Source organism: Bacillus sp. EA-CB0995 (genome assembly GCF_055814245.1).
In genome coordinates this window covers 564,294-591,118 of sequence record NZ_CP169269.1, presented here as the reverse complement: position 1 = coordinate 591,118, position 26,825 = coordinate 564,294, and the positions used below count along the sequence as shown (strand labels likewise).

Sequence of the window (26,825 nt, the reverse complement as noted above, 5' to 3'; positions counted from 1 at the left end):
TAATAAAGAAGTAATACTTCCTTATTAGATGTTTGTTTTACTGTGTTAATTCTACTTCTTCTACTTTTTCTTTCATGCGTGCTTTATCACGATCTAAAACACCTTTTAAATACTTGCCTGTGTAAGAACACTCTTCTTTCACAACCTGCTCCGGCGTACCTGTTGCAACGATTTGTCCGCCTTTATCGCCGCCTTCAGGCCCAAGATCAATAAGGTAGTCTGCCGTTTTAATAACATCTAAATTATGTTCAATCACAAGCACTGTTTCACCATTATCAACAAGACGCTGAAGCACCTTTAATAGACGAGCAATGTCATGTGCATGAAGACCAGTTGTCGGTTCATCTAAAATGTATAACGTTCGTCCTGTTGAACGGCGATGCAGCTCAGATGCTAGCTTCACGCGCTGCGCTTCTCCGCCCGATAACGTCGTCGCTGGTTGACCGAGCTTCATGTAATCGAGTCCTACATCTACAAGCGTTTGGAGCTTACGTTTAATTTTCGGGATATTCGCAAAGAACTCTACTCCATCTTCAATTGTCATCTCTAATACTTCAGAAATATTTTTATCTTTATATTTTACTTCTAATGTTTCACGATTATAACGTTTTCCGTGACAAACTTCACACGGAACATATACATCTGGTAAGAAGTGCATTTCAATTTTAATTATTCCATCGCCGCGGCACGCTTCACAGCGGCCACCTTTCACATTAAAGCTGAAGCGCCCTTTTTGATAACCGCGCACTTTCGCTTCATTCGTTCGTGCAAACACATCACGGATATCATCAAACACACCCGTATATGTCGCTGGATTTGAACGAGGTGTACGCCCGATTGGTGATTGATCAATATCGATCACCTTATCTAAATAATCAAGACCCTTAATTTCTTTATGCACACCAGGCTTACTTTTCGATTTATATAATTTTTGAGCAACTGCTTTATATAGCACTTCATTAATTAATGTACTTTTCCCTGAACCTGATACACCCGTCACAGCAACAAATGTACCAAGCGGGAATGACATCTTCGCATTTTTTAAATTATTTTCCTTCGCTCCAATGATCTCAATTTTACGGCCATCACCTTTGCGGCGCTCTAGCGGAACTGGAATGAACTTTTTGCCTGATAAATATTGTCCTGTTAAGGAATTGTCATCATGCATCACTTCTTGCGGCGTACCGGCTGAAACGACTTGCCCGCCGTGAATACCTGCACCAGGACCAATATCTAATAAATAGTCTGCAGCCATCATCGTATCTTCATCGTGTTCAACAACAATAAGCGTATTTCCTAAATCACGCATATTTTGCAGCGTTTGAATTAAGCGGTCATTGTCACGTTGATGCAAACCGATAGAAGGTTCATCAAGAATATATAATACACCCGTTAACCGCGATCCAATTTGTGTCGCTAAGCGAATACGCTGCGCTTCTCCGCCTGATAATGTTCCAGCTGCACGGCTAAGTGTTAAATAATCGAGTCCTACGTTAACTAAGAAGCTAAGACGCTCTTTAATTTCACGCAAAATAAGATTGGCAATACTTTGTTGCTTTTCTGTTAATTCAATATCGGTAAAGAAATCATGTGCTTCCTTAACAGAAAACTGCGTTACTTCCGCAATCGTTTTCTCACCTACAAAAACAGCTAAACTTTCTGGTTTTAAACGACCGCCTTTACATTTTGGACAAGCTTGCTCTGCCATGTATTTTTCCATTTGCTCACGAATATAATCGGAGCTTGTTTCTCGGTAACGGCGCTCAATGTTAGGAATTACACCTTCAAAAATAATCTCGCTTTCCTTTACTTGGCCAAAGTCGTTCACATAGCGGAAATATACTTTTTCATCTCCGCTTCCGTATAACACCTTCTCAAATAAATGTTTCGGAATATCTTTTACCGGTACATCCATATCAATGCCGTAATGGTTACAAACAGACTGCAACAATTGCGGATAATATTGTGAACTTGTCGGTTCCCAAGGTGCAATCGCATGATCGTTTAATGATAAATCCCAGTTGGGAATCACTAAATCAAGGTCTACCTCTAGCTTCGCACCAAGACCGTCACAAGACGGACAAGCACCGAACGGACTGTTAAAAGAAAACATGCGCGGCTCAAGTTCACCAATAGAAAATCCGCAATGCGGACAAGCATGATGCTCGCTAAACAGCAGTTCCTCTTCTCCGATTACATCAATTAAAACGCGACCTTCACCAAGCTTCAAAGCCGTTTCTAATGAATCAGCAAGACGGCTTGCAATTCCTTCTTTCACAACAATACGGTCAATTACAACTTCAATTGAATGCTTTTTATTTTTATCTAACGTAATTTCTTCCGATACATCAAGCATTTCCCCGTCAACGCGAACGCGGACGTACCCCTGCTTTTTAATATCTTCTAACACCTTTACATGTGCACCTTTACGGCCTGATACAATCGGTGCAAGCACTTGCAGCTTCGTACGCTCTGGATATTCTAAAATACGATCTACCATTTGCTCAACTGTTTGCGATGTAATTTCAATGCCGTGATTTGGACAAATCGGTGTTCCGATACGCGCAAATAATAAACGTAAATAATCGTAAATCTCTGTCACCGTTCCGACTGTTGAACGCGGATTGCGGCTCGTCGTTTTTTGGTCAATTGAAATAGCAGGAGACAATCCTTCAATTGCGTCCACATCCGGTTTATCCATTTGCCCTAAAAATTGACGTGCATACGCCGATAGTGATTCTACATAACGGCGCTGTCCTTCCGCATAAATCGTATCAAATGCTAACGACGATTTCCCTGAACCAGATAACCCTGTTACAACAACAAGTTGATTTCTCGGAATGGTGACATCAATATTTTTTAAATTGTGGGCTCTCGCACCCTTTACAACGATAAAATCTTTACTCATCGCCTTCACCCTTCTGCTTTTAGTTCTAGTAATAAATCACGAAGCTCAGCTGCCCGTTCAAAATCAAGCGCTTTTGCAGCTTCCTTCATTTCCGCTTCCATTTTTGCAATGACATTTTCTCGTTCTTTTTTCGTCATTTTCTTAGAAGTTAGTGGTGCTGCCTCATACGTTTCTGCATCTTCCGCAGCCATCGTTGCACGAATAACATCGCGCACCTCTTTTTGAATCGTTTTTGGTGTAATCCCATGTTTTTCATTGTATGCTTCTTGAATTTGACGACGACGCTTCGTTTCATTGATTGCGATTTCCATCGATTTTGTAATTCGGTCCGCATACATCACAACATGACCATTTGCATTACGTGCTGCCCGGCCAATCGTTTGAATAAGCGAACGCTCTGAACGAAGGAATCCTTCTTTATCTGCATCTAATATTGCTACAAGCGACACTTCTGGAATATCGAGTCCTTCACGAAGTAAGTTAATACCAATAAGCACATCAAACTTTCCTAGACGAAGATCGCGAATAATCTCAATCCGTTCTAATGTTTTAATTTCAGAATGCAAATAATTTACTTTAATACCAACATCCTTCAAGTAATCAGTTAAATCCTCTGACATTTTCTTTGTTAATGTTGTAATTAAAACGCGCTCATTTTTTGCAATTCGATCGTGAATTTCTCCTAATAAATCATCAATTTGTCCTTCGATTGGACGCACATCAATTTGCGGATCTAAAAGCCCAGTTGGACGAATAATTTGCTCCACAACTTCCGGTGTATGTTCTAATTCATACGGTCCCGGTGTTGCTGATACGTACACAACTTGATTCGTTTTCTCTTCAAACTCTTCAAACATAAGCGGTCTGTTATCTAGCGCTGATGGCAGACGGAATCCATGATCAACAAGCACTTGCTTACGCGCTTTATCTCCGTTATACATCGCCCTTACTTGCGGCACTGATACATGCGACTCATCCATCACGATAAGAAAATCTTTAGGAAAATAATCTAATAATGTATATGGTGTTGAACCAGCTGGACGGAGCGTCAAATGACGGGAGTAGTTCTCAATCCCTGAACAGAAACCCATCTCACGCATCATTTCTAAATCGTAACGTGTCCGCTGTTCTATCCGCTGCGCTTCTAACAATTTACCGTTATCATTTAATTCTTTTAAACGTTCTTCTAATTCTTTTTCAATATTTTCAATGGCAACTTTCATTTTTTCTTCGCGTGTAACGAAGTGAGATGCCGGGAAGATTGCCACATGCTCACGTTCTGCTAATACTTCACCTGTTAATGCATTCACTTCTCGAATACGATCAATCTCATCGCCAAAAAACTCAATCCGAATACAATGTTCATCAAGGGATGCTGGAAAAATCTCAACTACATCCCCGCGCACGCGAAACGTTCCACGCTGGAAGTCAATATCATTACGGCCGTACTGCACATCAACAAGTTCACGAAGCAATTGATTGCGTTCCTTCTCCATACCAACACGTAAAGAGACAACAAGCTCACTATATTCTTCTGGAGAACCTAAACCGTAAATACAAGATACACTCGCTACAATAATGACATCATCTCGTTCAAATAAAGCCGATGTCGCTGAGTGACGCAATTTATCAATCTCATCATTAATTTGTGCGTCTTTTTCAATAAACGTATCGGTTTGTGGTACATACGCTTCCGGTTGATAATAGTCGTAGTAACTAACAAAATATTCAACCGCATTGTTCGGAAAGAAATCTTTCAACTCACTGTATAGCTGTCCTGCTAACGTTTTATTATGAGCCATTACAAGTGTTGGCTTCTTCACTTCTTTAATGACATTTGAAATCGTAAATGTCTTACCCGTTCCTGTCGCTCCAAGCAACACTTGATGTTTCTTACCATTTTTAATCCCAGCTACCAGCTGCTCTATCGCTCTTGGCTGGTCACCTTGCGGAGAATATTCTGAGACAATTTCAAATTGATGTTCCAAATAAATCCGCCCTCCTCGTAAAAAATCTGTATTCTCATTTTACCACGAATACTCATAAAAAAACCAAAAAAACGAACAGGTATTCGATAAACAATTCGACAGCGTTTCTACAAATCTAATATGTAATAACAAAAAAGAGGCTTATTTACTAAGCATCTTTCCATGGTTATTCATGAGGTACCTTCAGCAAAAATAACTGATATACTCATGATTTTCTTTACATTCACTTAATTTATAGCTTACGTCTTCACCGCTTTTTTCTTCCATGATCCCTTTACACACATCACTTTTTTCCTTTATGACTTCCTCCAAATTTATCGTTGGGATCATCAAAAAGATAGTTTATATTGATTCCATCATAATCGAATGTTTGAAAAATAGGATCTCCTTCATCTGTATAATTCACAATACGCACTTTATCAGCTTTGCCGCTTTTCACATGGGTCAGAAACTGCTGAAACCTATCTAAATTAGATTCCCCACCTATTTTTACGACGATATCATTCTTTTTATCAACTTTCGCTTCACCTTGTTTCCGATTATCTTCTACTGTTTTTACAGAAGACAAACAACCAGCCAAACCGCCTATGTAAAATAGAAAGCACAATAAGACAATTCCTTTTCTCATCTTGATCCTCTCCAGCCCATTTTGACTTGATACTATCATTCAAAATGAAATAACTTGTCGTAGCAATAAAAACACCTATACAAATATCGACAAGAAGTCCATCGTTTTTTGTATAGGTAGAATTTTCTAAAAATTTTATATTTACAATGCCCATTTTTCATATTACAATACGTTTAAAGATTCGACATTATACGACAACTTGATCTTAATGTTCAGAATATTATAACAACTATGAGGGTGAGGGATTTATATGGATCTATTTCGAAAAAAATCGATTTCCGCAATGTTAGCACAATCACAGCAGAAAGGAGCTTCTTTAAAAAAGGATTTAGGAGCATTTGATTTAACAATGTTAGGAGTCGGCGCCATTATCGGAACAGGTATTTTCGTTCTTACCGGCGTTGCCGCAGCCGAGCATGCAGGACCAGCACTTATTTTATCGTTTATTTTATCCGGTTTAGCCTGCGTATTCGCGGCACTATGTTATTCCGAATTCGCTTCAACTGTACCAGTATCAGGTAGTGCATACACTTACAGCTATGCAACATTTGGAGAAATAATCGCTTGGATTTTAGGATGGGATTTAATTCTAGAATACGGATTGGCATCCTCAGCCGTTGCATCTGGTTGGTCAGGATATTTCCAAGGATTATTAGCTGGATTTGGCATTAAACTGCCGCATGCTTTAACAAGCGCTTACAACCCTGCGGCTGGAACATATGTAGACGTACCAGCAATTTGCATTATTTTCATCATGACATTGTTATTAACAAGAGGCGCAAAAAAATCAGCTCGTTTTAACGCTATTATGGTAGCTATCAAATTATTTGTTGTTCTTCTATTCATCGGTGTTGGTGCTTTCTATGTAAAACCTGAAAACTGGACACCATTTATGCCATTTGGCTTCTCTGGCGTAACAACTGGAGCTGCAACTGTATTCTTTGCTTATATTGGATTTGATGCTGTATCAACAGCTGCTGAAGAAGTAAAAAATCCACAGCGTAACATGCCAATTGGTATTATCGCTTCCTTAGCAATCTGCACAATCTTATATATCGTTGTTTCATTAATATTAACAGGAATCGTTCCCTACAGTCAGTTAGATGTAAAGAACCCTGTAGCATTTGCACTGCAATATATTCATCAAGATTGGGTTGCCGGCCTTGTCTCTTTAGGAGCAATTGCTGGGATTACAACCGTGTTACTCGTTATGTTATATGGACAAACACGTTTATTTTATGCAATGAGCCGCGATGGCTTACTGCCAAAAGCACTTTCTCGTGTAAGCCCAAAAACGCAAACACCTGTTATGAATAGCTGGATTACAGCAGCTATGGTTGCTTTCTTTGCTGGCTTTGTTCCATTAAGCAAGCTAGCAGAATTAACAAACATCGGTACATTATTCGCATTCATCGTTGTATCAATTGGCGTTATCATCTTACGCAAAAAACAACCAGACTTGCCGCGTGCCTTTAAAGTACCATTCGTACCATGGGTTCCAATATTAGCAATTCTATTCTGCGGATACCTAACATTACAGCTTCCAGTAACAACATGGATTGGCTTTGGCGTGTGGCTAGTTATCGGTTTAATTGTATATTTCAGCTACGGATATAAAAATAGTACTTTGAGAAACGAACAAAAAGACGACGCCGCATAAAGTGAAACTTCCATTCGGAGATGCTTTTCCTCCGAATGGTTAGTTGAACCAATCGGGCCCTTACAGACGGTTTGTCTCTCTTCCTTGCCTAACTTCTTACCGGCTGTTTGGGCGGGATAAAGTGAAACTTCCATTCGGAGATGCTTTTCCTCCGAATGGTTAGTTGAACCAATCGGGCCCTTACAGACGGTTTGTCTCTCTTCCTTGCCTAACTTCTTACCGGCTGTTTGGGCGGGATAAAGTGAAACTTCCATTCGGAGATGCTTTTCCTCCGAATGGTTAGTTGAACCAATCGGGTCCTTACAGACGGTTTGTCTCTCTTCCTTGCCTAACTTCTTACCGGCTGTTTGGGCGGGATAAAGTGAAACTTCCATTCGGAGATGCTTTTCCTCCGAATGGTTAGTTGAACCAATCGGGTCCTTACAGACGGTTTGTCTCTCTTCCTTGCCTAACTTCTTACCGGCTGTTTGGGCGGGATAAAGTGAAACTTCCATTCGGAGATGCTTTTCCTCCGAATGGTTAGTTGAACCAATCGGGCTCTTACAAGCAGTTCCTCTTCTTGCACTCCCATCTTTGCTTACTGCTTGTTAGAGCGGGATAAAGTGAAACTTCCCTAAGGGGTTTTATTATCTGATAATACGAGGTAACAAAAAAGCTGTTGTCCATTAAGGGCAGCAGCCTTTTTATATGTTGACATACACCAAATTCACGTAGCTCAAACGAGAATTTTTCAACTTGAATGAACAGCTAGCTCGTCACGCATTGTCCACACGTGTTTTCTACTTATGGAATACAATGTATCAAAAATAAAGAAAAGAGGTTTAACATCAATATGCCTGATCATCATGACAAATCTGATGAGGAATGTCTTAAAGATAAATCAAATACTCATAACTGTTTTTTGGAAATCATACAATTGGATCAACAAATTCCCCAGTACTAGTTCTCATACCAGGAGGAACTAGCCATCAACCTGTTTTTCAAGATTTTACTGGTAATCAGAATAAAACATTACTTCAGCTAAATTCTGTCTCATTAAAAGGTGGAGATCCTTTACCTTTGGCGGTAACCATTATATTAAAAAAACCTGTAATCCTATTACCGCTATAATTACAGAAAGTACAAGAATATTTCAAGTAGAAAACTTTAAGAGCTTGAGTGTCTCAAATCTTGACTCTGCTCAAGGTGGATTGCATGTATTCATCAAAAAAATTGATCTGTATCTGCCGTGAGAAATAAAGGGAACGGAAAGAGAAAGAGATGTTATCCTAGCGCGGCAACATCTCTTTCTCTTTCTTTTTCTTTTTCTTTTTTGGGAAAATAACATAAGAGAGAGTAATAAGCGTATCTACAAAAAAAACAATTCTCCACACTTTACTCACACGATTCGCGATTTCATTTAAAAATACATCTGCATCAAAACTAGCTATATTTTCAAGCGGCACCAATCCATACAAAAAGAAAAATACAATGTGCGTACCAGCAAATAAAACAAAGTGAATCCCCCAATGAAATAGCTCTTGCTTCGTATGTGCCCAGCCCGTTAATTCTACTGGTTCTTCTATAATCGGCAATGCTTCTCCCCGCCGCTTTGCAATAAATCGCTGTATACGTAAATCTAACCTTCTTAAATCTTTCTTTCCGTAAAAAACAGCATACAACAATATAATTACGATAATAACTTGAAACTGTGAAAACTTCCCGGTTTCATAATAATCAACGACACCTAACGTTAAAATAAATAATTCATTTAGCAATAACACAATCCCTACTATAAAACTTGCTTTATGTAAACGAAATCCATAACGGAGCAAAAAGAAACTAATTGCGGTCGTCCAAAACACAATTTCAGTGCCAACTAAAAATGCCCAGCGATACTCGATTAGTATCTTCATTGTTTCTCCTCACCTTTTATATACACTTCAAATGCAGCATCCATATATTGTAGAAGTTCTTCTTCAATCGGATACATATTCATCATTTTTGACTGCTCTTTTGACTTGCGCACTTCCCACAATTTATCTAAAAACGCCTCATCACCGTTTGCCATTTCTCTGCATTTCTCTAGAATAATGCCAGTAATACCTTGTACTTCTGCATCACTTGGCACTTTCTTCTTTTCCATGAACTGACGCATTCTCTTTAATAAAATAATCCACTCTTGTACCTCTTCATTCTGCTCACTCATGTTTGGTAAATTTTTGAGCAACCCTTCTTCTTCCTGAGAAAATATTTGTTGTTGAAATAACTGTCGCATACGAGGTGACCACTGCGAAAGCTGAATAAGCTCAAACATAATACTCCAATTGAGCTCCCCTTCCAGCTCAGTAGAATATAGAACAGCTTGCAACATTTTTTCCATGCGAGAAAACTTCTCCTGTTCTTCTTGTACGAACAACAACTGATTTTGCAAAACATCTTTCAAATTTAAATGCTCTGTTTCTAACATATTCGTAATTTCTTTTAACGGGAATCCCATTTCTTTTAAAAACAAAATTTGCTGTAGCTTTATAACATCACATTCGCTATATAATCGATGTCCGCCTTCTGTCTTTCCACTTGGCTCTAACAAACCAATCTGATCATAATATCGAAGCGTTCTTACTGTCACACCTGTTTCCTTTGTCAGTTGTTGAATAGAAATCATTTCCATCACCCTTTCGTTTTCATTATAAAAGGTGACGTAACGTTAGTTCCAAGTGTTTTTATAAAAATAAAAAACACTTTTGGTAAACTATTAATTATTTACCAAAAGTGTTTTATGCTTATTTTACAATCAGTATTGGACAATGCGCGGACTGTGCCACTTGATGGCTTACACTTCCTAACAACGCTTCCTTGATTAGTCCCTTTCCTGTGTTTCCCATTATAATGATATCGTAATCGTGCTCTGAAGCATATACAGTAATGATGTGGGCTGGGTCACCATCAAATATATGGGTCTCATAATTTACATTGGATTCTGAGAGAAACTGGATTGCAGAGGTTAATATCTCCTGATTCTCCTCGTCTAATAGTTGATCCAGATCGATGTTCACAATAGGCTCCTGCATCGGAAGGTCTTTATTCACATGCAAAATCGTCAACTTTTCAGATCCGATTGTTTTCCCCAGCTCTGCTGCATGGTGAAGGGCGCGGACAGAAGGTGCCGAGCCGTCGAACGCCACTAACATTTTTTTATACATACGTATCGTCCTCTCATATATAGTTGCCTGTGTACACTGAACCGCGGCTGCATGGTTTGGGAGCACATGCTTTTTTAGTGGCCGCTAACTTGATCTACATGTGCAATGTGTTTCCGTCCAAAAGCAACGACCAGCATAGCCAAGAATACAAATACAGCGCCAATTACGAAAGGAACATGTGGAGTATACGTTTCAGCAAGCTTATTTGCCAGCCAAGGTCCGATCGCTCCGCCGATGAAACGGACGAAGCTGTATGCTGCGGAGGCCGTAGCGCGCTCTACTGGCGCAACCTGCATAACTGCTGTAGTGATCAAAGTATTATTCGTTCCCAAGAATAGGCCTGCGATGATAACAGAAACAATAATAACTGTTCTTGATTCTGTCCAAATTCCCATTGCTAAAAGAGTTAATGCAAACAAGGTTAACATCGCGCACATTGATTTAATCGTTCCAAATCTGGCTTGAAGCTTCGGAGCAACAAAGACGGATGTGATAGCGAGACAAATTCCCCATCCAAGGAACACATATCCCAATCCATGCTCATCCAATCCCATGACGAATGGAGCATATGCCATTAACGTGAAAAATCCGATGTTATAAAGGAATGCTGTAATCCCAAGTCTTAATAATCCAGGGAATTTCAATGCTTTGATCGGATCAAGGATAGAGCTTTTTACTTTCGGCTTTGCAACCTGAGGCATTTTTAATAAAAGAGCAAAAAAAGCGATGATCATTAGCACGCTTACCCCGTAGAACGGGCCGCGCCAAGAAATAGAGCCTAATTCTCCGCCAAGCAGCGGGCCTACGGAAATACCAAGCCCGATGGCTGCTTCATACAAAATGATTGCTTTGGTGGTTCCGCCTACAGATAAACTTACTATCGCAGACAACGCTGTGGCAATAAACAATGAGTTACCAAGTCCCCATCCACCGCGGAAAGCGACAATTTGCCATATGCCGTCTGAAGAACCCGCCAGTGCCGAAAAGACGATGATAAATAGAATACCGGTCAATAAAGTCCATTTAATGCCAATCCTGCTGGAGACAACGCCGGTGATCAGCATCGCAATCCCAGTAATCAAGTTATAACTTGAAAATAGTAAGGAAACCTGGCTTGGGGTTGCATGAAGTTGTTCTGCAATCGCAGGTAAAATAGGATCGACAAGTCCTAAGCCCATGAAAGAAATGATTGAGGCAAAAAAGATAACCCAAACGACAAGCGGCTGTTTGGCCGATTGATTTTGGGCACTAAGTGAATATGATTGATTTGAATTCATCCATTCCAAACTCCTTTATATATAGTTTTGGGGCGAGTTCAACCTACCGTTTACAGGTCTCTGATTGATATCTCTTATCCATCCCCTTTATATTGAAAAAGCTATGATTGCAATTTCGTTACAAATATTAGTATAAAACTTTCTAACCTTGACGTCAACGTTAATTAAAGTGGACAAAAGAATAATTTTATTAATAACTTCCTCTTCTTCGTTAGCGTAAACTGCTTGTTTTTTCTGAAAAGCTCTGGTTGTAGTATAATATTCTTGAGCTAAAAAGCTCCATCCTGTTAGTGTAATAGTAAAAATAAAGAAATATAGGAGCGGAATGATGGACGGAATAAAAATAGATGACGTAGCGAAACAAAGCGGTTTAACGAAACGAACCATCAGATATTACGAACAAATCGGACTGCTGCCTGCTCCCCCGCGAAGTGAAGGAGGCATAAGATTATATTCCCAGGAACATATTGACTTCCTAAAAAAATCACAAATGCCAAAGAAGTAATGGGCTTTTCCCTTCAAGAGCTTCAGCAATTCATCGCGCTCAGCGACACGTTAGAGCTTCGCAAAGCGGATTACAGGCAAGTAAAAGGCACAAGTGAACAAACAGAAAAGTTAAGAAAAGTAGTAAATACTATCGAAGAGCAGCTGAACTTCATCGAACAAAAAAAGAAAAACCTCTTAAAGGTCGAAGAAGATTTAGTCTCACTCAGGGACCGTGCGAAAGCAGCGCTGGTTCGATTTGAGGAAGAAGAATCTGGGCAATAGGAAACACATCTCCATCAAGGTAAAGTAATTACATATCCCCTGCCCATCAAACTAATATTTTAAAGTACCTCCAAAACAAAAATTTTATCCCTCCACAGTTGTCTACGAGAATTCAGCTCATTTTTTCGTTTTGGGGAACAATGAATTTCTTAACTTGATGGCGATGAGAAAAAGCCCTATCAAGCCTATTTGATTGCTAGATACATATTCTAAGAATACGGATTTATAAAAAAACTGCTGAACCATAACGTTCAGCAGTTTTTATTATCTATTCCAAACTCTATTTGATCGTATCAGAATCCCCGGTCTTCTATGCAAAATGCAATACATATACAAGCGCATATCCAAGAACAGAAAGCAATACCGACCCAATCAATCCTGCAACAAATGCTTTTGTTCCTAGTTTACGAAATGTCTTAAATTCTACATTTAAACCAAGCCCAGCCATTGCCATTGCCATAAGCATGTAAGAAACAACAACAATATCGCTTGCAATTTTTTCAGGTACAATTCCTAATGAATGAAACGCACTAACTGCTAAGAAGCCAAAAATAAACCACGGAATCGGAACATCACGCCAAGATTTCTTTTCCCCGCTTCTTCTCCGCGCTGAAACCATATGCCAATTAAAATTGCTACAGGTACAAGAAAGGCAACGCGCGTTAACTTCATAATTACCGCAATATCAACCGACTCGCTTCCACCAGGTGCTGCTGCTGCAATCACATGAGCAATTTCATGCAATGTTGCACCTGAAAAAACACCATATTCATACGGAGACAAATGAAGTACAGGATATAGCAGCGTATATGCTAATGTGAAAATAGTTCCTAAAATCGCAACGATCGCTGCACTAACCGCTACTTCTTCGTCCTTTGCTTTTACTTGTGGTCCAATCGCAATAACTGCTGCTGCTCCGCAAATCGCTGTTCCGCATGCTGTTAACATGCCAAGCTTCTTCTCCACTTTACAAACACGTGTTAATGCATATACAACAATAAGTGTAAACGTAATGACAATTGCCGCCATGACCAATACCTTCGGGCCCGCCTTCACAATATCAACTAAATTTAACCGCATACCGAGTAATATAATCCCTAGACGCAGTAGTTTTTTACTCGCAAAATTCGTTCCTGCGATTGCTTGACTTGGTACACCAATTGCCGCTCTCCATACCATTCCAATTAGAATAGCAATCACTAATTGGCCCATAATACTTAAAAATGGAAGCTGCGCCAAATATCTTGCAACAATAGCAATAAGTAACGTAATCCCAATACCTTGCGCAAATCCAAAACGCTTCTCCTTTTGTAAGGTTAACATTTGTTCCATTTTATACCACTCCAATAATCATCTTATAACATGCATGTTCGTTCTACTTTTATTATAAGAGTATTTTAATCATAAGTTTAATACTAATATGCTATCTCAATCATCAAGAAAACTTATGATAAAATATAACGATAAACGGAAGCGGCTTGTTCAGAATGGGAGAGGGATGGAGTTTCTGACAAAGAGGTGCTCTTTACCTCGGCGGAAGAAGCAAAGCCACCGACCACTCTTGCCGCTGGAGCTGGACAATAAGATAAGCGGAGCCGACTATTTTATTCACCGAAAGGAATGAGTCTCATAAACACCGACATTTTAAAAATTTTTGTAACAGTCGTAGAGCAAAAACACTTTTCAAGAGCTGCCGAAATGTTGAATCTTTCACAGCCAGGGGTAAGCATGCACATTCGCAATTTAGAAAATGAATTTGGTACAACGCTCATTCAACGCTCACCAAAACATGTGCAAGTCACAGAAGCTGGGAACATTTTATACATACATGCAAAACAAATGCTTACTCTATATGAAGAAGCAAAACAAGAAATTCATGACCTGCATAATATCGTTACGGGGACACTGCGCATTGGCGCTAGTTTTACAATCGGAGAATATCTTCTTCCCAAGATATTAGCAAACTACGCGAAGGAACATCCGCGCGTTGAAGTTCATACCTTTATCTCGAATACAGAAGAGGTCTTACAGGGAGTTCGCTCGAATCAACTAGATATTGGCTTAGTAGAAGGGCAAGTGATATACACAGATGTAGACGTAGAATCATTTATGGAGGATGAAATGAAGCTTGTCGTTCCACCAAATCATCCTCTTACAATGACAAGTCCGATTGATACAAACATACTGCAAGATCAAATATGGGTGATCCGCGAAACCGGTTCAGGAACGCGAGCTTACAGCGACCGCTTCATCCATGACCATCATCTAAAAATGAAGCGTTACTTCACATTTAGCAGCATTCAAAGTGTAAAGGAAGCCGTTGCTGCCGGGCTCGGAATTGCGATTTTATCAGATTGGACGGTACGTAAAGAACTGCAAGCTGGCGAAGTATGTCATATACCTGTCCCAAACGAAAAGCTCATGCGCCCTTTTTCCATTGTACGAGGAAAATATTTCATTCCTTCCAAAGCGATTCAAGTATTCTTAGATCATGTGCAAAACTTTGCGGATAAACATAGTTGACCTTTACACTAATGTGAAGGTTTAGAATAAGGAGAGAAGGAGTGATGGTTTTGCGCATCGGAGAATTATCTAAACATACAGGCGTAAGTGAACGCTCCCTACGGCATTATGAGGAAAAAGGCTTGCTTATTTCAAAACGGCTCACAAATGGCTATCGTGATTTTGATGAAGCGATGATTGAAAAAGTAGAGCTCATTCAAATGTATTTGCAGCTAGGTCTAAACTTAGAAGAAACACACAAAATGCTGCGCTGTTTAGAAATAGAGCCACACTTTTATGATAATCCGTGCAGCAGTATCATTACGCTTTACGAAGAAAAGCTCGCTGAAGTAACAAAGCAGATTTCGTTACTTTCTCATATCCAAACGAACTTACAAAAACACGTTACGCTGTTGAAACAAAGGAAAGAAAGGAATTGATAAATATGTTCGTTTTACACGGAAGTTCACGTTCAAATGGGAATACAGAACAACTAACACATATGATGCTAGAAGGCGTACATGCTGAAGAAGTATATTTACGCAATCATACAATCCAACCAATTACAGATCAGCGTCATGATGCAGAAGACTTTCAACCTATCGACGATGACTACGAGGGTATCATTCAGCGTATGCTTGAGCATGATACAATTGTCTTTGCAACACCACTTTATTGGTACGGTATGAGCGGGCATATGAAAAATTTTGTGGATCGCTGGTCGCAAAGCTTGCGGGATGCATCACTTCATTTCAAAGAACGTATGCAAGGGAAAAAAATGTATGTTGTCATTGTCGGCGGCGACAATCCAAAATTAAAGGCACTCCCGCTTATTGCACAGTTTCAATATATTTTTGACTTTGTAGGAGCTTCTTTTGAAGGCTATATTATTGGGGCTGCCAACGCACCAGGCGAAATCGTGAATGATAAAGAAACAATAGAAAAAGTAAAAGTATATAATCGTACTTTCAAGCAAAAATAATTAACAGAATGATTTGACAAATACACCTTCATACGCATACAATAAATGTAAATTTATGAAAGGAAGGTACATCGGCCAATGAAGTTCTAATTCTCTTTTTTATTCATCCATCACAAATAGTGAAACGAAATGATGAAAACTAGAAGAGGATTAGTATGCCCTTTTGTCGATAACTTTCTTTTGACAGGAACATGTAAAAGTACGTGTACAGTTTTTTTGTGCATACCTTTTTACATACTATGGGTGACGTATATCCTCTCTAGTGAAACTAGGGAGGTTTTTTTATGACTATTTTAACAGCACGAAACATTGAAAAAAGCTTTGGTGATCGTACTTTATTTACATTACAAGCACTTGATATTCAGGCGCATGACCGTATTGGAATTGTCGGTGTAAACGGTGCAGGGAAATCAACGCTTTTACAAATATTAAGTAAAGAAATAGAACCTGATTGCGGAACAATTACTCATTATGGCTCCGTCGCCATCATTCCGCAGTTCCATGAAGAGACATTAGAAACAGCTTCTTCTCTTTCAAAAGGACAATGGGGAATTTCTCATGTCACAACGAATATGAGCGGCGGCGAACGTGAACGTTTAAAAATTGCTCATGCTCTTGAACAAGAAGCATCTATCTTATTCGCTGATGAACCAACGAGTCATCTCGATATGTATGGCACAGAACAACTGGAGAAAGCATTACAATCTTATAAAGGAGCAATCCTTCTAATTTCCCATGACCGTTCCTTGTTAGACGCCATTTGCACAAAGATTATCGAAATAGAAGATGGTTCTGTTCGTGAATATAAAGGAAATTACACAAACTATCGCGAGCAAAAAGAACAGCAAAGGCAGCGTCAACAATCAGAATATGAACAGTATACGAAAGAAAAACAGCGCTTAGAAACAGCAATCACTAGCAGACTACAGCGAGCTGCCGGTATGACAAAAATCCCAACTCGCTATAGTTCTTCTGAATCTAAGCTATATAAATCAGGAGCCGCTTACAGTCAAGGGAATGTCCAAAAAGCCGCAAAAGCATTAGAAACGAGATTAGAACAATTAGAAAAGAAAGAAAAGCCAAGGGAAATTGTGCATGCAAAGTTTGATGCGCAGTACCACGCACCGATTCATAGTAAAACGGTTGTGCAATTTAATAAGGTTACGAAAAAAATTGGGAACCGCAGCCTCTTTCACAATATAAATGGAAGTATGACTCCGGGGGCAAAGCTTGCTATTCTCGGAAAAAATGGGAGCGGAAAAACAACACTATTTCATATGATTGAAGCAAATGAACGAGGAATTCAACTTTCGAAAAGCTGTAAAATTGGTTACTTTGAACAAACATTAGCAATTCTGCAAAATGACAAAACCATTTTACAAAACGTTATGGAAGAAACACGTTATGACGAATCATTTGTACGAACGATTCTTGCACGTCTTCTCTTTCGAAGAGAAGATGTTCATAAACAAGTGAACGTATTAAGCGGCGGTGAACGCGTGAAAGTAGCGCTGGTCAAAATCTTCTTAGGAGACTACAATATGCTCCTTCTTGATGAACCGACAAACTATCTAGATCTCGCCACTCAAGAAGAACTAGAGCAAATGCTGCAAGATTATCCTGGTACTGTATTATTCATTAGTCACGACCGTACCTTTGTTCATAAAATTGCTGATCACATTCTACACCTAGATGAAGAAGCACCTCGACTCTTTCAAGGGAATTATGAACAGTATACAAAGCGGACAGAACAAGCTTCTATCAATCCAACAGAGCAGGAACTGTTGTGCTTACAAACAAAGTTAACAGAAGTAATCGGGCGCATTTCGATGCCAGGACGTCAGGATAATGTTGGTCTCCTGGAAAATGAATACGAGCAATTACTACGTCAAATTCAAGAATGCAGAACACGCCTACTCTAAAAATGAAAGAAAAAGGCAGATCACACTGCCTTTTTCTTTCATCTGAAATCACGCATGATTAAAATTTATTCCACGTTAACACATCATCAAGCGGAAGACGCACTTTTTCAAAACCAGCCTTAACTGCTTTACCTACACAAATTAACATGACAGGTTCAAGGTTTTCTGGAACGTTAAAAGCTTCTACAAACTTCTGCGGATGGAAACCGCCAATCGGCACAGTATCAAAGCCTTTTGCTTTTGCTGCTAACATAAGCTGCATCGCTACTAAACCACCATCAATCATCGCCACACGAGTAGCTTGCTCGTTAGAGAATTTTCCAATGAACGGATCCATATGATAACAATCTTAATTTATTTACATAAAAAGAACCCTTTCTCTTGATAGAAAAAAGGGTTCACATATTATCATAGGGTACGCACACTTGCTTCCCTTATCGAACTCTAACCGCTGTTCCGCTTACAGCTACCATTAACATACCTTCACGAACTACTTCATAATCAACATCGATACCAACAATTGCATTTGCGCCTTTTTGCTTTGCAAGATTTTTCATTTCATCCATCGCAATATCACGTGCTTCTTTTAACTTACTTTCATACGCGCCGGAACGGCCACCAACAATATCACGAACAGAAGCGAATAAATCACGAACAATATTAGCTCCCATAATTGCTTCTCCGTTTACGATATCAATATACTCTTCAATTTCTTTTCCTTGAATAGTAGAAGTTGTTGTAACGATCATAATATATGTCCTCCTATGTATATAAAGTGAAGTTTCAATCAATTCCCACGAATAGCGGGATAAAATTTAAGATTCACACCAAAACCTAAGTAACCTTATTCTGCACAATGTTTTCCGTTAATATAATATGCTGATTCTGAGAAGACCGTAAATACAACCTCTACTTCAGGAAGATCAAAATCCATTATATATGTGGTAAGTGCCCCTGCAAATCGATCACGAATTTCCTGTCCACGTTCGAACCATTTAACTTCAATAAGAGGAAAAGCCTCTGTTTCTTCTCCATTATATACAAATGTAGAATTTGGTAGTTCCAATGTAAAATTATCCGTACCACATTCGCAAATCTCTGCGAGCTCTTCTACTAATGGTTTACTTATACTCTTTAATTGTTCAGTAGTAATTCCACGAAATACAATATGCGGCAAGTGAATCCCTCCGTTAAATGGCTTTATTCTATATTTATCCACATCATAGCACAATTTATTTCGCTGCACCAGAATCTATCGGCACCCCCAATTGGACCTCTTTTCCGTCTTAACTCTTACAATTGCAGGCTTTTGTTTGTTCCTAATTACGCCGTATTTACTCTCCTCTTCTAACTTCAAAATAACTAAATTACATTGTAGTGATGATTTCGTGCTTTTCTTTTGATTTTCTATAATCTTCGCCTTAAAATAATTTACAAGATTTATTCCTACTTTCCTACGCATACTTAAAAGTAGGAGACTTCTTTCAAATTGTGTTAAAATCTTCTGAGATACTATTCAATATACATTAATAAAGGTGAGGGTACCCAGTGAACAAGAACGACAATGCATATTGCACTATGGTTATATTTGGAGCAACAGGAGATTTAGCGAAGAGAAAATTATTCCCTTCTATATATAGCCTATATAAAAAAGGTCAGCTCTCTAAAAATTTTGCTGTTGTTGGTGTGGCAAGACGTGAGTGGAGTGATGATGTATTTCGTGAAAATGTACTTTCCTCTATTCAAGAGTCAAAAATTAAACCAGGCGATGATTTAGATGAATTTTTAACTCATTTCCGATACTTAGCGTTTGATGTTACGAATACTGCTTCCTACCAAGATTTGAATGCATTACTTACTAACCTAGAAGAACAATTCAATATTCCAGGAAACAGAATGTTCTATATGGCAATGGCCCCTGAATTTTTCGGAACAATCGCTTCTTACTTGAAATCAGAAGGTGTAACAGACGCAAGCGGCTGGAATCGATTGATTATTGAAAAGCCTTTTGGGCATGACTTCCCATCCGCACAAAAATTAAATGAGGAACTTCGTCACGCATTTGCGGAAGATGAAATTTATCGTATTGACCATTATCTAGGAAAAGAAATGGTTCAAAATATTGGTGTCATTCGTTTTGCAAACGCAATATTTGAATCATTGTGGAATAATAGATACATCTCTAATATTCAAATTACATCCAGTGAATCTTTAGGTGTAGAGGATCGCGGAGGGTACTATGACCATTCCGGTGCCTTAAGAGACATGGTACAAAACCATATATTACAAATGATTGCTTTATTGGCAATGGAACCGCCAATTCGTTTAACAACAGAAGAAATTCGAAGCGAAAAAATTAAAGCATTACGTGCACTTCGACCAATGACAGTAGAAGAAGTGGATGAATATTTTGTGCGAAGTCAGTATGGTCCAGGAACAATCAACGGAAAAGAAGTTCCTGGGTACAGAAGCGAAAATAAAGTGGATCCAAACTCAAGAACGGAAACATTTGTGGCGGGTAAATTATTAATAGACAATTTCCGCTGGGCTGGTGTGCCGATCTACATTCGTACAGGTAAACGCATGCAAGAAAAATCAACAAAAATCGTTATTCAGTTTAAAGAATTGCCAATGAATTTATATTCTAAATCAGAAAACAGCGTTCATCCGAACCTGCTTATTATTCATATTCAGCCGGATGAGGGAATTTCTCTTGTTTTAAACGGTAAGAAAATCGGTACTTCTGACAAGACGACACCATTTAAACTTGATTACTGCAATGACTGCGTAGACGGAGTAAATACACCAGAAGCTTACGAGAAGCTGCTATATGATGCAATTCAAGGCGATGCAACAAACTTTACTCACTGGGATGAAGTAGCGTTATCATGGAAATTTGTTGATGTTATTTCTAAAGCATGGAAACAGGATGTATCAAACGATTTACTTACTTACGAATCAGGATCAATGGGACCTCAAGCTTCTGATGATCTACTTGCGGAAAATGGCTTCCATTGGTGGCCTATTTCAGATGATAGTGACTACTCAATCTAATCATAGCAAAGGCGAAAGGGGAATTTTTATGAAAAAAGTATATGACATTACAGTACCTATTTACGAAGGAATGCCGGTATATAAAAATAAGCCAGAAAAACAGCCTCAACTTTCCAAAGTTACAAACGGTCATGTAACAGAATCCACATTAAAAATGGATGCTCATACAGGAACGCATATTGATGCGCCTTTGCACATGATAAATGACGGAGATACATTTGAAACGCTTGATATTGAGAAATTAGTAGGTGAAGCAAAGGTTTTTGACCTGACAAATGTTGAGGGCGGCATTACTGCTGAAGACCTGAAAGATTTCGATATTCAAAAAGGTGATTTTGTCTTATTTAAAACAAAGAACTCCTTTGATGAGGGATTTAACTTTGAGTTTATTTATTTAGCTGAAAGCGGCGCGAAGCTGCTTGCTGAAAAAGGCATTCGCGGTGTTGGTATTGATGCGTTAGGTGTTGAACGTGCACAAGAAGGTCATCCAACCCATAAAACACTATTTGCACACGATATTATTGTAATCGAAGGATTAACATTTAAAGAAGTAGAAGCAGGAACATACTTTATGGTCGCAGCTCCATTAAAACTAATGGGTACAGATGCAGCACCAGCACGTGTGTTATTATTTCAATAAAATGAAACCGCCCGCAAATAGCGGGATAAAAAAGTGGACCAAGATTTCAATCTTGGTCCACTTTTTATTTTATCCCGCATTAACGGGCAGTAATACTCCCACCTTAAAACTCGGTGAAAGCACAGAAGTTAGGCGGGAGATAAACTGCCCGTAAAAGCCCGATTGGTTCAACTAATAATCATTGGGGGATGAAGAACTCCCCCCAATGATTAAAGTTTCACTTTATATCCATTTTGTATGGAATGTACCTTCTTTATCCACGCGTTTATACGTATGTGCTCCAAAATAATCGCGCTGTGCTTGTAACAGGTTTGCAGGCAGTGTTGCAGTACGATAGCTGTCATAGTAAGAAATTGCTGCTGAAAATGCAGGTACCGCTATACCTTGTTGTACAGCCAATGAAATGATTTTGCGTAATCCGCCTTGATATGATTCCACAATTTCTTTAAAGTATGGATCAAGTAAAAGGTTCGGTAAGTCAGTGTTATTCTCATAAGCCTCTTTAATGTTTTGTAAGAAGGCTGCACGAATAATACATCCGCCTCTCCAAAGCATAGAAATGCTGCCGAAATCAAGGTTCCAGTCATATTCCTCAGAAGCTGCCTTTAATTGCGTAAACCCTTGCGCATAAGAACAAATTTTACTCATATACAAAGCTTGGCGTACTGCTTCGATTAATTCTGCTTTTTCAATTCCAAGTGCTGGTTTGTCTTTAGGGCCAGATAATACTTTGCTTGCGTTCACACGCTCTTCTTTTAAAGCAGAAATACAACGTGCGAATACAGATTCCGTGATAATAGGAAGGGAGATACCTAAATCAAGCGCGCTTTGGCTTGTCCACTTCCCTGTACCCTTTTGTCCCGCAGTATCAAGAATAACATCCACTAATGGCTTTCCAGTTTCTTCATCTTTCTTCGTGAAAATATCTGCTGTAATTTCGATCAAGTAGCTGTTAAGCTCACCCTTATTCCATTCAGCAAATATTTCGTGAAACTCTTCTGCAGTCAAATCAAGTGTTTGTTTCAAGAAGAAATACGCTTCACAAATTAATTGCATATCTCCATACTCGATACCATTGTGAACCATCTTTACATAATGACCTGCACCATTAGGCCCGATATAAGAACAGCAAGGCTCGCCATTTACTTTCGCAGAGATATTTTCAAGCATATCTTTCACTTTTTCATATGCATCTTTCTGTCCGCCCGGCATAATGGACGGCCCTTTCAATGCGCCCTCTTCTCCGCCTGACACACCTGCACCGATGAAATTGATTCCTTCTTCGGCAAGACGTTTGTTTCGGCGAATTGTATCACCAAAGTATGTATTGCCGCCGTCAATTAAAATATCACCTTTATCGAGGTGAGGAAGTAGCGAATCAATCGCCTTATCTGTAATTTCCCCTGCATTAACCATTAATAAAATCTTTCTAGGTGATTCAAGTGAGTTAACAAACTCTTCAACCATATGAGTACCAACTAAGTTTTTACCACTGTTCTCCTCAATGATTTCATTTACTTTTTCCTTTGAAATATCATATAGGGCAACAGAATACCCTTTACTCTCAAAGTTAAGTGCAAGGCTTTTTCCCATAACGCCCACACCAACAACTCCAATTTGTTGCTTTGGCATATTTCATCGTTCCTTTCTATGCATGTGTTACTTTGTCTATACTATAGTATATAAACCTAAAGTAAAACTTTAATCAAGTAATCCTGCTTGTTAATTTTAACATGGAGTTCAGCAGAGATGTGTGCAAAACCAGATTGTAGGGACACGGCAGCGATTTTTTCTTTTTGGAGTATCGCTATCAACCTAAGGAAACAAATAAAAAACCTAGCTATCCAATATGAAGAACACATAGATAAATAACTAGGTTTTTTACGATATTTATCTTATCCCAATTAATGAGCTACCGCCACATCATCATCAAATTAAAAAATAAAATTTATATCCCTGCCCAAACATCCTTTGCATATCTTCCTTCAGATTGCAAATGATCAAGCCAGTCTTTTGCTTTCTGCTCATCAACACCATGATAAATTTGATAGCTTTCACATAAAGTTCTCTCTACATCTGGGGCCATTCGACTTCCATCTCCACATACATAAAGTTGACCACCCTCATCAAGTAAACGAATTAATTCGTTTGCATCCTGTTTCATAAGATGTTGTACATATGTTCTGGATTGCCCTTCTAAACGAGAGAACGCTGTGTGAAGCATGACTAACCCATCCTCCCCAGCACGTTCTAGCTCTTCACGGTACAGATAATCCTGTTCAGGATGACGACAGCCAAAGTACAAATGTGCCTCTCCCAATTTATGTCCTTCTTGCTTTTGAACACGACGTGCTTGCAAAAATCCTAAAAATGGGGCAACTCCTGTTCCAGGTCCAACCATAATAATTGGCTTCTCAGGATTTTCTGGCAAGTGAAACCCTGATTGTGGATTACGGATAAAACATGCGATAGCATCCCCTACTTGTCGCTCGGCCAAATAGTTTGAAGCAACTCCCAAGTATTCACCACGCCCGCTCCATGATGGTCCTCTTACGACACCGACTGTGATACTCGCACGATTCGAAACAATTTGCGACGAACTAGAGATTGAATAGTATCGAACTTTTAGCGGTGGAAGAAGTTCTACAAACCTTTCAAATGACAATTCACAAGCAGGATATTTCTCAAGTAAATCCAGCATAGTCGTACGTTTTTGAAGAATATTTGTTTTGTATGCACCCTCCTCTAAAAGAGCTTCTAACTCTCGTTTATGAGGCGGACAAACAGTATATGCCGCTAATTCCCGAAGTTGCGTCCGTGTCACCGGCTCTTGTAATTCAACATAATTTGCAAGCAGTTCATACACACATACACTCTGCTCTAAAGGAAGATGTGCAATGCTGTGATCATTTCCGCTCAGAAGAAGAACATCTTTTCCATTTAATCCATATCGTTGTAAAACACGTTCTACAAGATCTTTTCTATTCTGTGGTAAGACTCCTAGATGATCACCCTCTCGGTATTGAACACCTTCAGGCAAAGTAATTTCAATATGGCGCGTACTGTGTACACTTTTCTCTGTTTGAAGTTCACGATTTTCTATAACATACGCCGAAAGTGCATCATACGTTTTCGCTAGAGGCGTACTTGTCAATTCGCTAACAAATTGTAATTTCAATTTATTTTCCGAACGTTTTTCATTTTTATTAACTTCTAAATTCAAAGCTCTTGCTACATCTTCCCATAGCTGATTTTGCCACTCATCAAATTGGAATTCAAAGTCTTCATTCACATCACCCTCACCACGTATAACCAGACGAGTCGCACCCTTTAAGGCCAATTGTTCGTCAATAAATCTTGGAATACGTTGGTATGTGCTAGCCCAATTACGGTCGCCGCATCCAAAAACAGCATACTTCACTCCTTTTAACGTTTCATCCTCTAACTTGCTTATCCAATGGACAAATTCCTTTGCGTTATCAGGTGCATTACCATTATATGAAGAAGTAATAATACACACGACTCCATCTCTAGGAAGCTTTTCAGTATACTCATCAAGCGGCGCCACTTCACTCTGAAAGCCTTGAAAGCGAGCAGTGTCAGCAAGTTTTCGTGCGAGTCCTTCCGCTGTTCCAAGGTTTGATCCATAAAGTACTAGTAGCGGTGTATGATGCGAATCAACAACAGTTTTAAAGTTATGTTTTACTTCCTGCTCTGTTGGTATTGTAACTTTTGGATCAGAAACAGCTAATGTAACTTTTTTAGTTCGTGGTTTGACGCACATAGTAAATCCATCTGGTTTCAAAGTTAATGTTTCCTTAACTTTTAATTGATAGTCTGTGTGGTCGATAATTTCAAAATATTGAAGAATCATACCTAATACTAAAGTAGCTTCCTGAACTGCAAATTGTTGTCCAATACAAGCTCTTTGACCATTCCCAAATGGCTTATATGCATGTGGAGCGATTTGTGCAATATTTTCAAATCTCTCAGGTTGGAAATCTTCAACATCATCCCCCCATACACTCGTATCACGGTGAAGCTTTGGTATAAGAACTGTAACCTCTCTTCCCTTTTCTATAGGGTACTTTCCACCAAGAAGTGTATCTTCTTTTGCATAAAGTGAAAAAGCTGGGGCTGTTGGCCATAAACGTAACGTCTCATTAAGAATCATACGAATGTATTTAAGTTTTTGAACCTGCTCATATGTGGGAATCGGCTCTGTTAAAACTCTATCTACTTCTTCATATGCCTTCTTAAGCTTATCCGGATTTTTCAAAAGGAAATATAGTGCAAATGACAATAAACCACTAGTCGTCTCATGTCCGGCTATTAAAAAAGTAATGATTTGAAAACGAATATTTTCATCATCCAACATTTCACCTGTTTGCGGATCTTTACCATTCAGCATATGAGCTAGCAAGTCATTTCCATCTTGATTATCACTTTCTTTACGCTCTGCAATAATATTATCTACCAAATCAAACATAGATTGAATATCTTGCTTAAACTGACGTTTCTTCATAACCATTAGTTTATCTTGTATACCTAAGCGTTGAGATTGGTTCATTGCCTCTTCAAGCGAACGAACCATGCTAGTAATAAAAGGATGCGAAGTATCACGATAAAAACTATTAAAACGATAATTAAATCCACATAACCCAATAGTATCTAGCGTAAGGCGTGTCATATCTTCTGGTACATCAATACTTTCATTAGGGTTGAGACGCTCCCACTTTTGAACCAATTGCATAGCAAGGTCAACCATCATAGAATGATATCCCTTCATAGCTTGCTGACTAAAGCTATGAAGCAGAATGTTATGTGCCTTATGCCAGTTTGGTTCGTTTGTCCAGCTCGTAAATAACCCGTCGCCAGTAAATGCACGAACATTTTGTAAAGCGGTTCCAACGCTTTTTTCAAATCGAGATTCATCGCATACTTCCGACACTAATTCATGGTTAGAAACAATGGTGCTAGTCCTTCTAGGTAATTCAAGTTGAAAAATCGGTCCATATTCATACGAAAGCTTTAAAATTGATTGCATAGGTTCCTCTCCGTTTAACAATGGTAAATTACGAAGTGGCCCGAAAGTTTTAGGCTGCGGAATATTGCTAGTCCCTTTCATGTAAAAAATCCTTTCCTTAATAAAGTGAAACTTTCATCAGTGGAAATTTTTTTATCTCCATTGATGAAAGCCTGAAAAATTTATACGTTCTATCGTGGACATTTCAATCACAAACAAAACAAATTAATGTAATATTCCAAAATATTACATGCATTTATATTTAAAAACTAGAAAAATCACATT

Annotated in this window: 20 protein-coding genes and 2 pseudogenes; 8 read left to right on the top strand and 14 right to left on the bottom strand. The window is 38.9% G+C overall.

The features are described from left to right. Positions 1-37: 37 nt before the first annotated feature. From uvrA to ACEWFJ_RS03025, 3 genes are all read right to left on the bottom strand, one after another. Positions 38-2,908: an excinuclease ABC subunit UvrA gene (gene uvrA / locus ACEWFJ_RS03035; RefSeq protein WP_473690353.1), complete on the bottom strand. Its 2,871-nt coding sequence runs from the start codon at positions 2,906-2,908 to the stop codon at positions 38-40. 5 nt (positions 2,909-2,913) lie between these two features. Continuing rightward, positions 2,914-4,896 (bottom strand): excinuclease ABC subunit UvrB, encoded by a 1,983-nt coding sequence (uvrB, locus tag ACEWFJ_RS03030; protein WP_473690351.1) that lies wholly within the window; start codon positions 4,894-4,896, stop codon positions 2,914-2,916. 283 nt (positions 4,897-5,179) lie between these two features. Then, the gene (locus ACEWFJ_RS03025) at positions 5,180-5,524 is read right to left on the bottom strand and encodes a DUF4362 domain-containing protein (protein WP_473690349.1); all 345 of its coding nucleotides are present in this window, start codon (positions 5,522-5,524) and stop codon (positions 5,180-5,182) included. A gap of 250 nt (positions 5,525-5,774) precedes the next feature. Between ACEWFJ_RS03025 and ACEWFJ_RS03020 the strand changes: the two genes are divergently transcribed. Beyond that, entirely contained in the window at positions 5,775-7,184 is a 1,410-nt protein-coding gene (locus ACEWFJ_RS03020; protein WP_098308389.1) for an amino acid permease, read from the top strand. Here ACEWFJ_RS03020 and ACEWFJ_RS03015 read toward each other — a convergent pair. The 5 genes from ACEWFJ_RS03015 to ACEWFJ_RS02995 form a co-directional block, all read right to left on the bottom strand. Next, positions 7,130-7,678, bottom strand: coding sequence for a hypothetical protein (locus tag ACEWFJ_RS03015; protein ID WP_473690347.1), 549 nt, complete (start codon positions 7,676-7,678; stop codon positions 7,130-7,132). The genes ACEWFJ_RS03020 and ACEWFJ_RS03015 overlap by 55 nt on opposite strands. 774 nt (positions 7,679-8,452) lie before the next feature. Continuing rightward, positions 8,453-9,079, bottom strand: a complete 627-nt coding sequence (locus ACEWFJ_RS03010) for a hypothetical protein (protein WP_473690345.1) — start codon at positions 9,077-9,079, stop codon at positions 8,453-8,455. Then, positions 9,076-9,837, bottom strand: a complete 762-nt coding sequence (locus ACEWFJ_RS03005; RefSeq protein ID WP_473690343.1) for a MerR family transcriptional regulator — start codon at positions 9,835-9,837, stop codon at positions 9,076-9,078. The genes ACEWFJ_RS03010 and ACEWFJ_RS03005 overlap by 4 nt, the downstream gene beginning before the upstream one ends. 112 nt (positions 9,838-9,949) lie before the next feature. After that, a complete protein-coding gene (locus tag ACEWFJ_RS03000; protein WP_473690341.1) occupies positions 9,950-10,369 on the bottom strand; it encodes a universal stress protein in 420 nt (139 codons plus the stop codon). 74 nt (positions 10,370-10,443) lie between these two features. Beyond that, positions 10,444-11,646 (bottom strand): MFS transporter, encoded by a 1,203-nt coding sequence (locus tag ACEWFJ_RS02995; RefSeq protein ID WP_098308382.1) that lies wholly within the window; start codon positions 11,644-11,646, stop codon positions 10,444-10,446. Between the two features lie 328 nt (positions 11,647-11,974). On the opposite strand from ACEWFJ_RS02995, the pseudogene ACEWFJ_RS02990 reads away from it, so the two are divergent. After that, positions 11,975-12,414, top strand: a pseudogene (locus tag ACEWFJ_RS02990) (MerR family transcriptional regulator). A 310-nt stretch (positions 12,415-12,724) separates the two neighbouring features. Here the strand turns inward: ACEWFJ_RS02990 and ACEWFJ_RS02985 are convergent. After that, positions 12,725-13,746 (bottom strand): annotated as a pseudogene (locus ACEWFJ_RS02985) (YeiH family protein). Between the two features lie 297 nt (positions 13,747-14,043). Between ACEWFJ_RS02985 and ACEWFJ_RS02980 the strand changes: the two are divergent. The 4 genes from ACEWFJ_RS02980 to abc-f all read left to right on the top strand — a co-directional run bounded on the left by ACEWFJ_RS02980 (position 14,044) and on the right by abc-f (position 17,820). Next, positions 14,044-14,937: a LysR family transcriptional regulator gene (locus tag ACEWFJ_RS02980; RefSeq protein ID WP_473692324.1), complete on the top strand. Its 894-nt coding sequence runs from the start codon at positions 14,044-14,046 to the stop codon at positions 14,935-14,937. A gap of 50 nt (positions 14,938-14,987) precedes the next feature. After that, positions 14,988-15,356 carry a MerR family transcriptional regulator gene (locus tag ACEWFJ_RS02975; RefSeq protein ID WP_253631199.1) on the top strand — a complete coding sequence of 123 codons (369 nt, stop codon included), beginning with the start codon at positions 14,988-14,990 and terminating at the stop codon, positions 15,354-15,356. Positions 15,357-15,361: 5 nt separating this feature from the next. Beyond that, positions 15,362-15,898 (top strand): flavodoxin family protein, encoded by a 537-nt coding sequence (locus ACEWFJ_RS02970; RefSeq protein ID WP_473690339.1) that lies wholly within the window; start codon positions 15,362-15,364, stop codon positions 15,896-15,898. Positions 15,899-16,182: 284 nt separating this feature from the next. Continuing rightward, complete coding sequence (gene abc-f / locus ACEWFJ_RS02965; protein WP_473690337.1) at positions 16,183-17,820, top strand: ribosomal protection-like ABC-F family protein; 1,638 nt, start codon at positions 16,183-16,185, stop codon at positions 17,818-17,820. 58 nt (positions 17,821-17,878) lie between these two features. Here the strand turns inward: abc-f and ACEWFJ_RS02960 are convergent, their stop codons facing one another. The 3 genes from ACEWFJ_RS02960 to ACEWFJ_RS02950 form a co-directional block, all read right to left on the bottom strand. Further along, a complete protein-coding gene (locus ACEWFJ_RS02960; RefSeq protein ID WP_098308372.1) occupies positions 17,879-18,157 on the bottom strand; it encodes a nitroreductase family protein in 279 nt (92 codons plus the stop codon). Between the two features lie 97 nt (positions 18,158-18,254). Continuing rightward, positions 18,255-18,569 carry a heavy metal-binding domain-containing protein gene (locus ACEWFJ_RS02955; RefSeq protein ID WP_429707030.1) on the bottom strand — a complete coding sequence of 105 codons (315 nt, stop codon included), beginning with the start codon at positions 18,567-18,569 and terminating at the stop codon, positions 18,255-18,257. Positions 18,570-18,664: 95 nt separating this feature from the next. Further along, positions 18,665-18,997: a DUF1904 family protein gene (locus ACEWFJ_RS02950; RefSeq protein ID WP_429719914.1), complete on the bottom strand. Its 333-nt coding sequence runs from the start codon at positions 18,995-18,997 to the stop codon at positions 18,665-18,667. Positions 18,998-19,398: 401 nt separating this feature from the next. On the opposite strand from ACEWFJ_RS02950, the gene zwf reads away from it, so the two are divergent. Together zwf and ACEWFJ_RS02940 are read left to right on the top strand one after the other, a co-directional pair. After that, complete coding sequence (gene zwf / locus ACEWFJ_RS02945; protein ID WP_429719941.1) at positions 19,399-20,874, top strand: glucose-6-phosphate dehydrogenase; 1,476 nt, start codon at positions 19,399-19,401, stop codon at positions 20,872-20,874. Positions 20,875-20,902: 28 nt separating this feature from the next. After that, positions 20,903-21,514 carry a cyclase family protein gene (locus ACEWFJ_RS02940; protein WP_253630866.1) on the top strand — a complete coding sequence of 204 codons (612 nt, stop codon included), beginning with the start codon at positions 20,903-20,905 and terminating at the stop codon, positions 21,512-21,514. Positions 21,515-21,736: 222 nt separating this feature from the next. On the opposite strand, the gene gndA is transcribed toward ACEWFJ_RS02940, so the two are convergent. Together gndA and ACEWFJ_RS02930 are read right to left on the bottom strand one after the other, a co-directional pair. Continuing rightward, complete coding sequence (gene gndA / locus ACEWFJ_RS02935; protein ID WP_098308366.1) at positions 21,737-23,146, bottom strand: NADP-dependent phosphogluconate dehydrogenase; 1,410 nt, start codon at positions 23,144-23,146, stop codon at positions 21,737-21,739. 316 nt (positions 23,147-23,462) lie between these two features. Then, entirely contained in the window at positions 23,463-26,642 is a 3,180-nt protein-coding gene (locus ACEWFJ_RS02930) for a bifunctional cytochrome P450/NADPH--P450 reductase (RefSeq protein ID WP_473690334.1), read from the bottom strand. Positions 26,643-26,825: the final 183 nt, after the last annotated feature.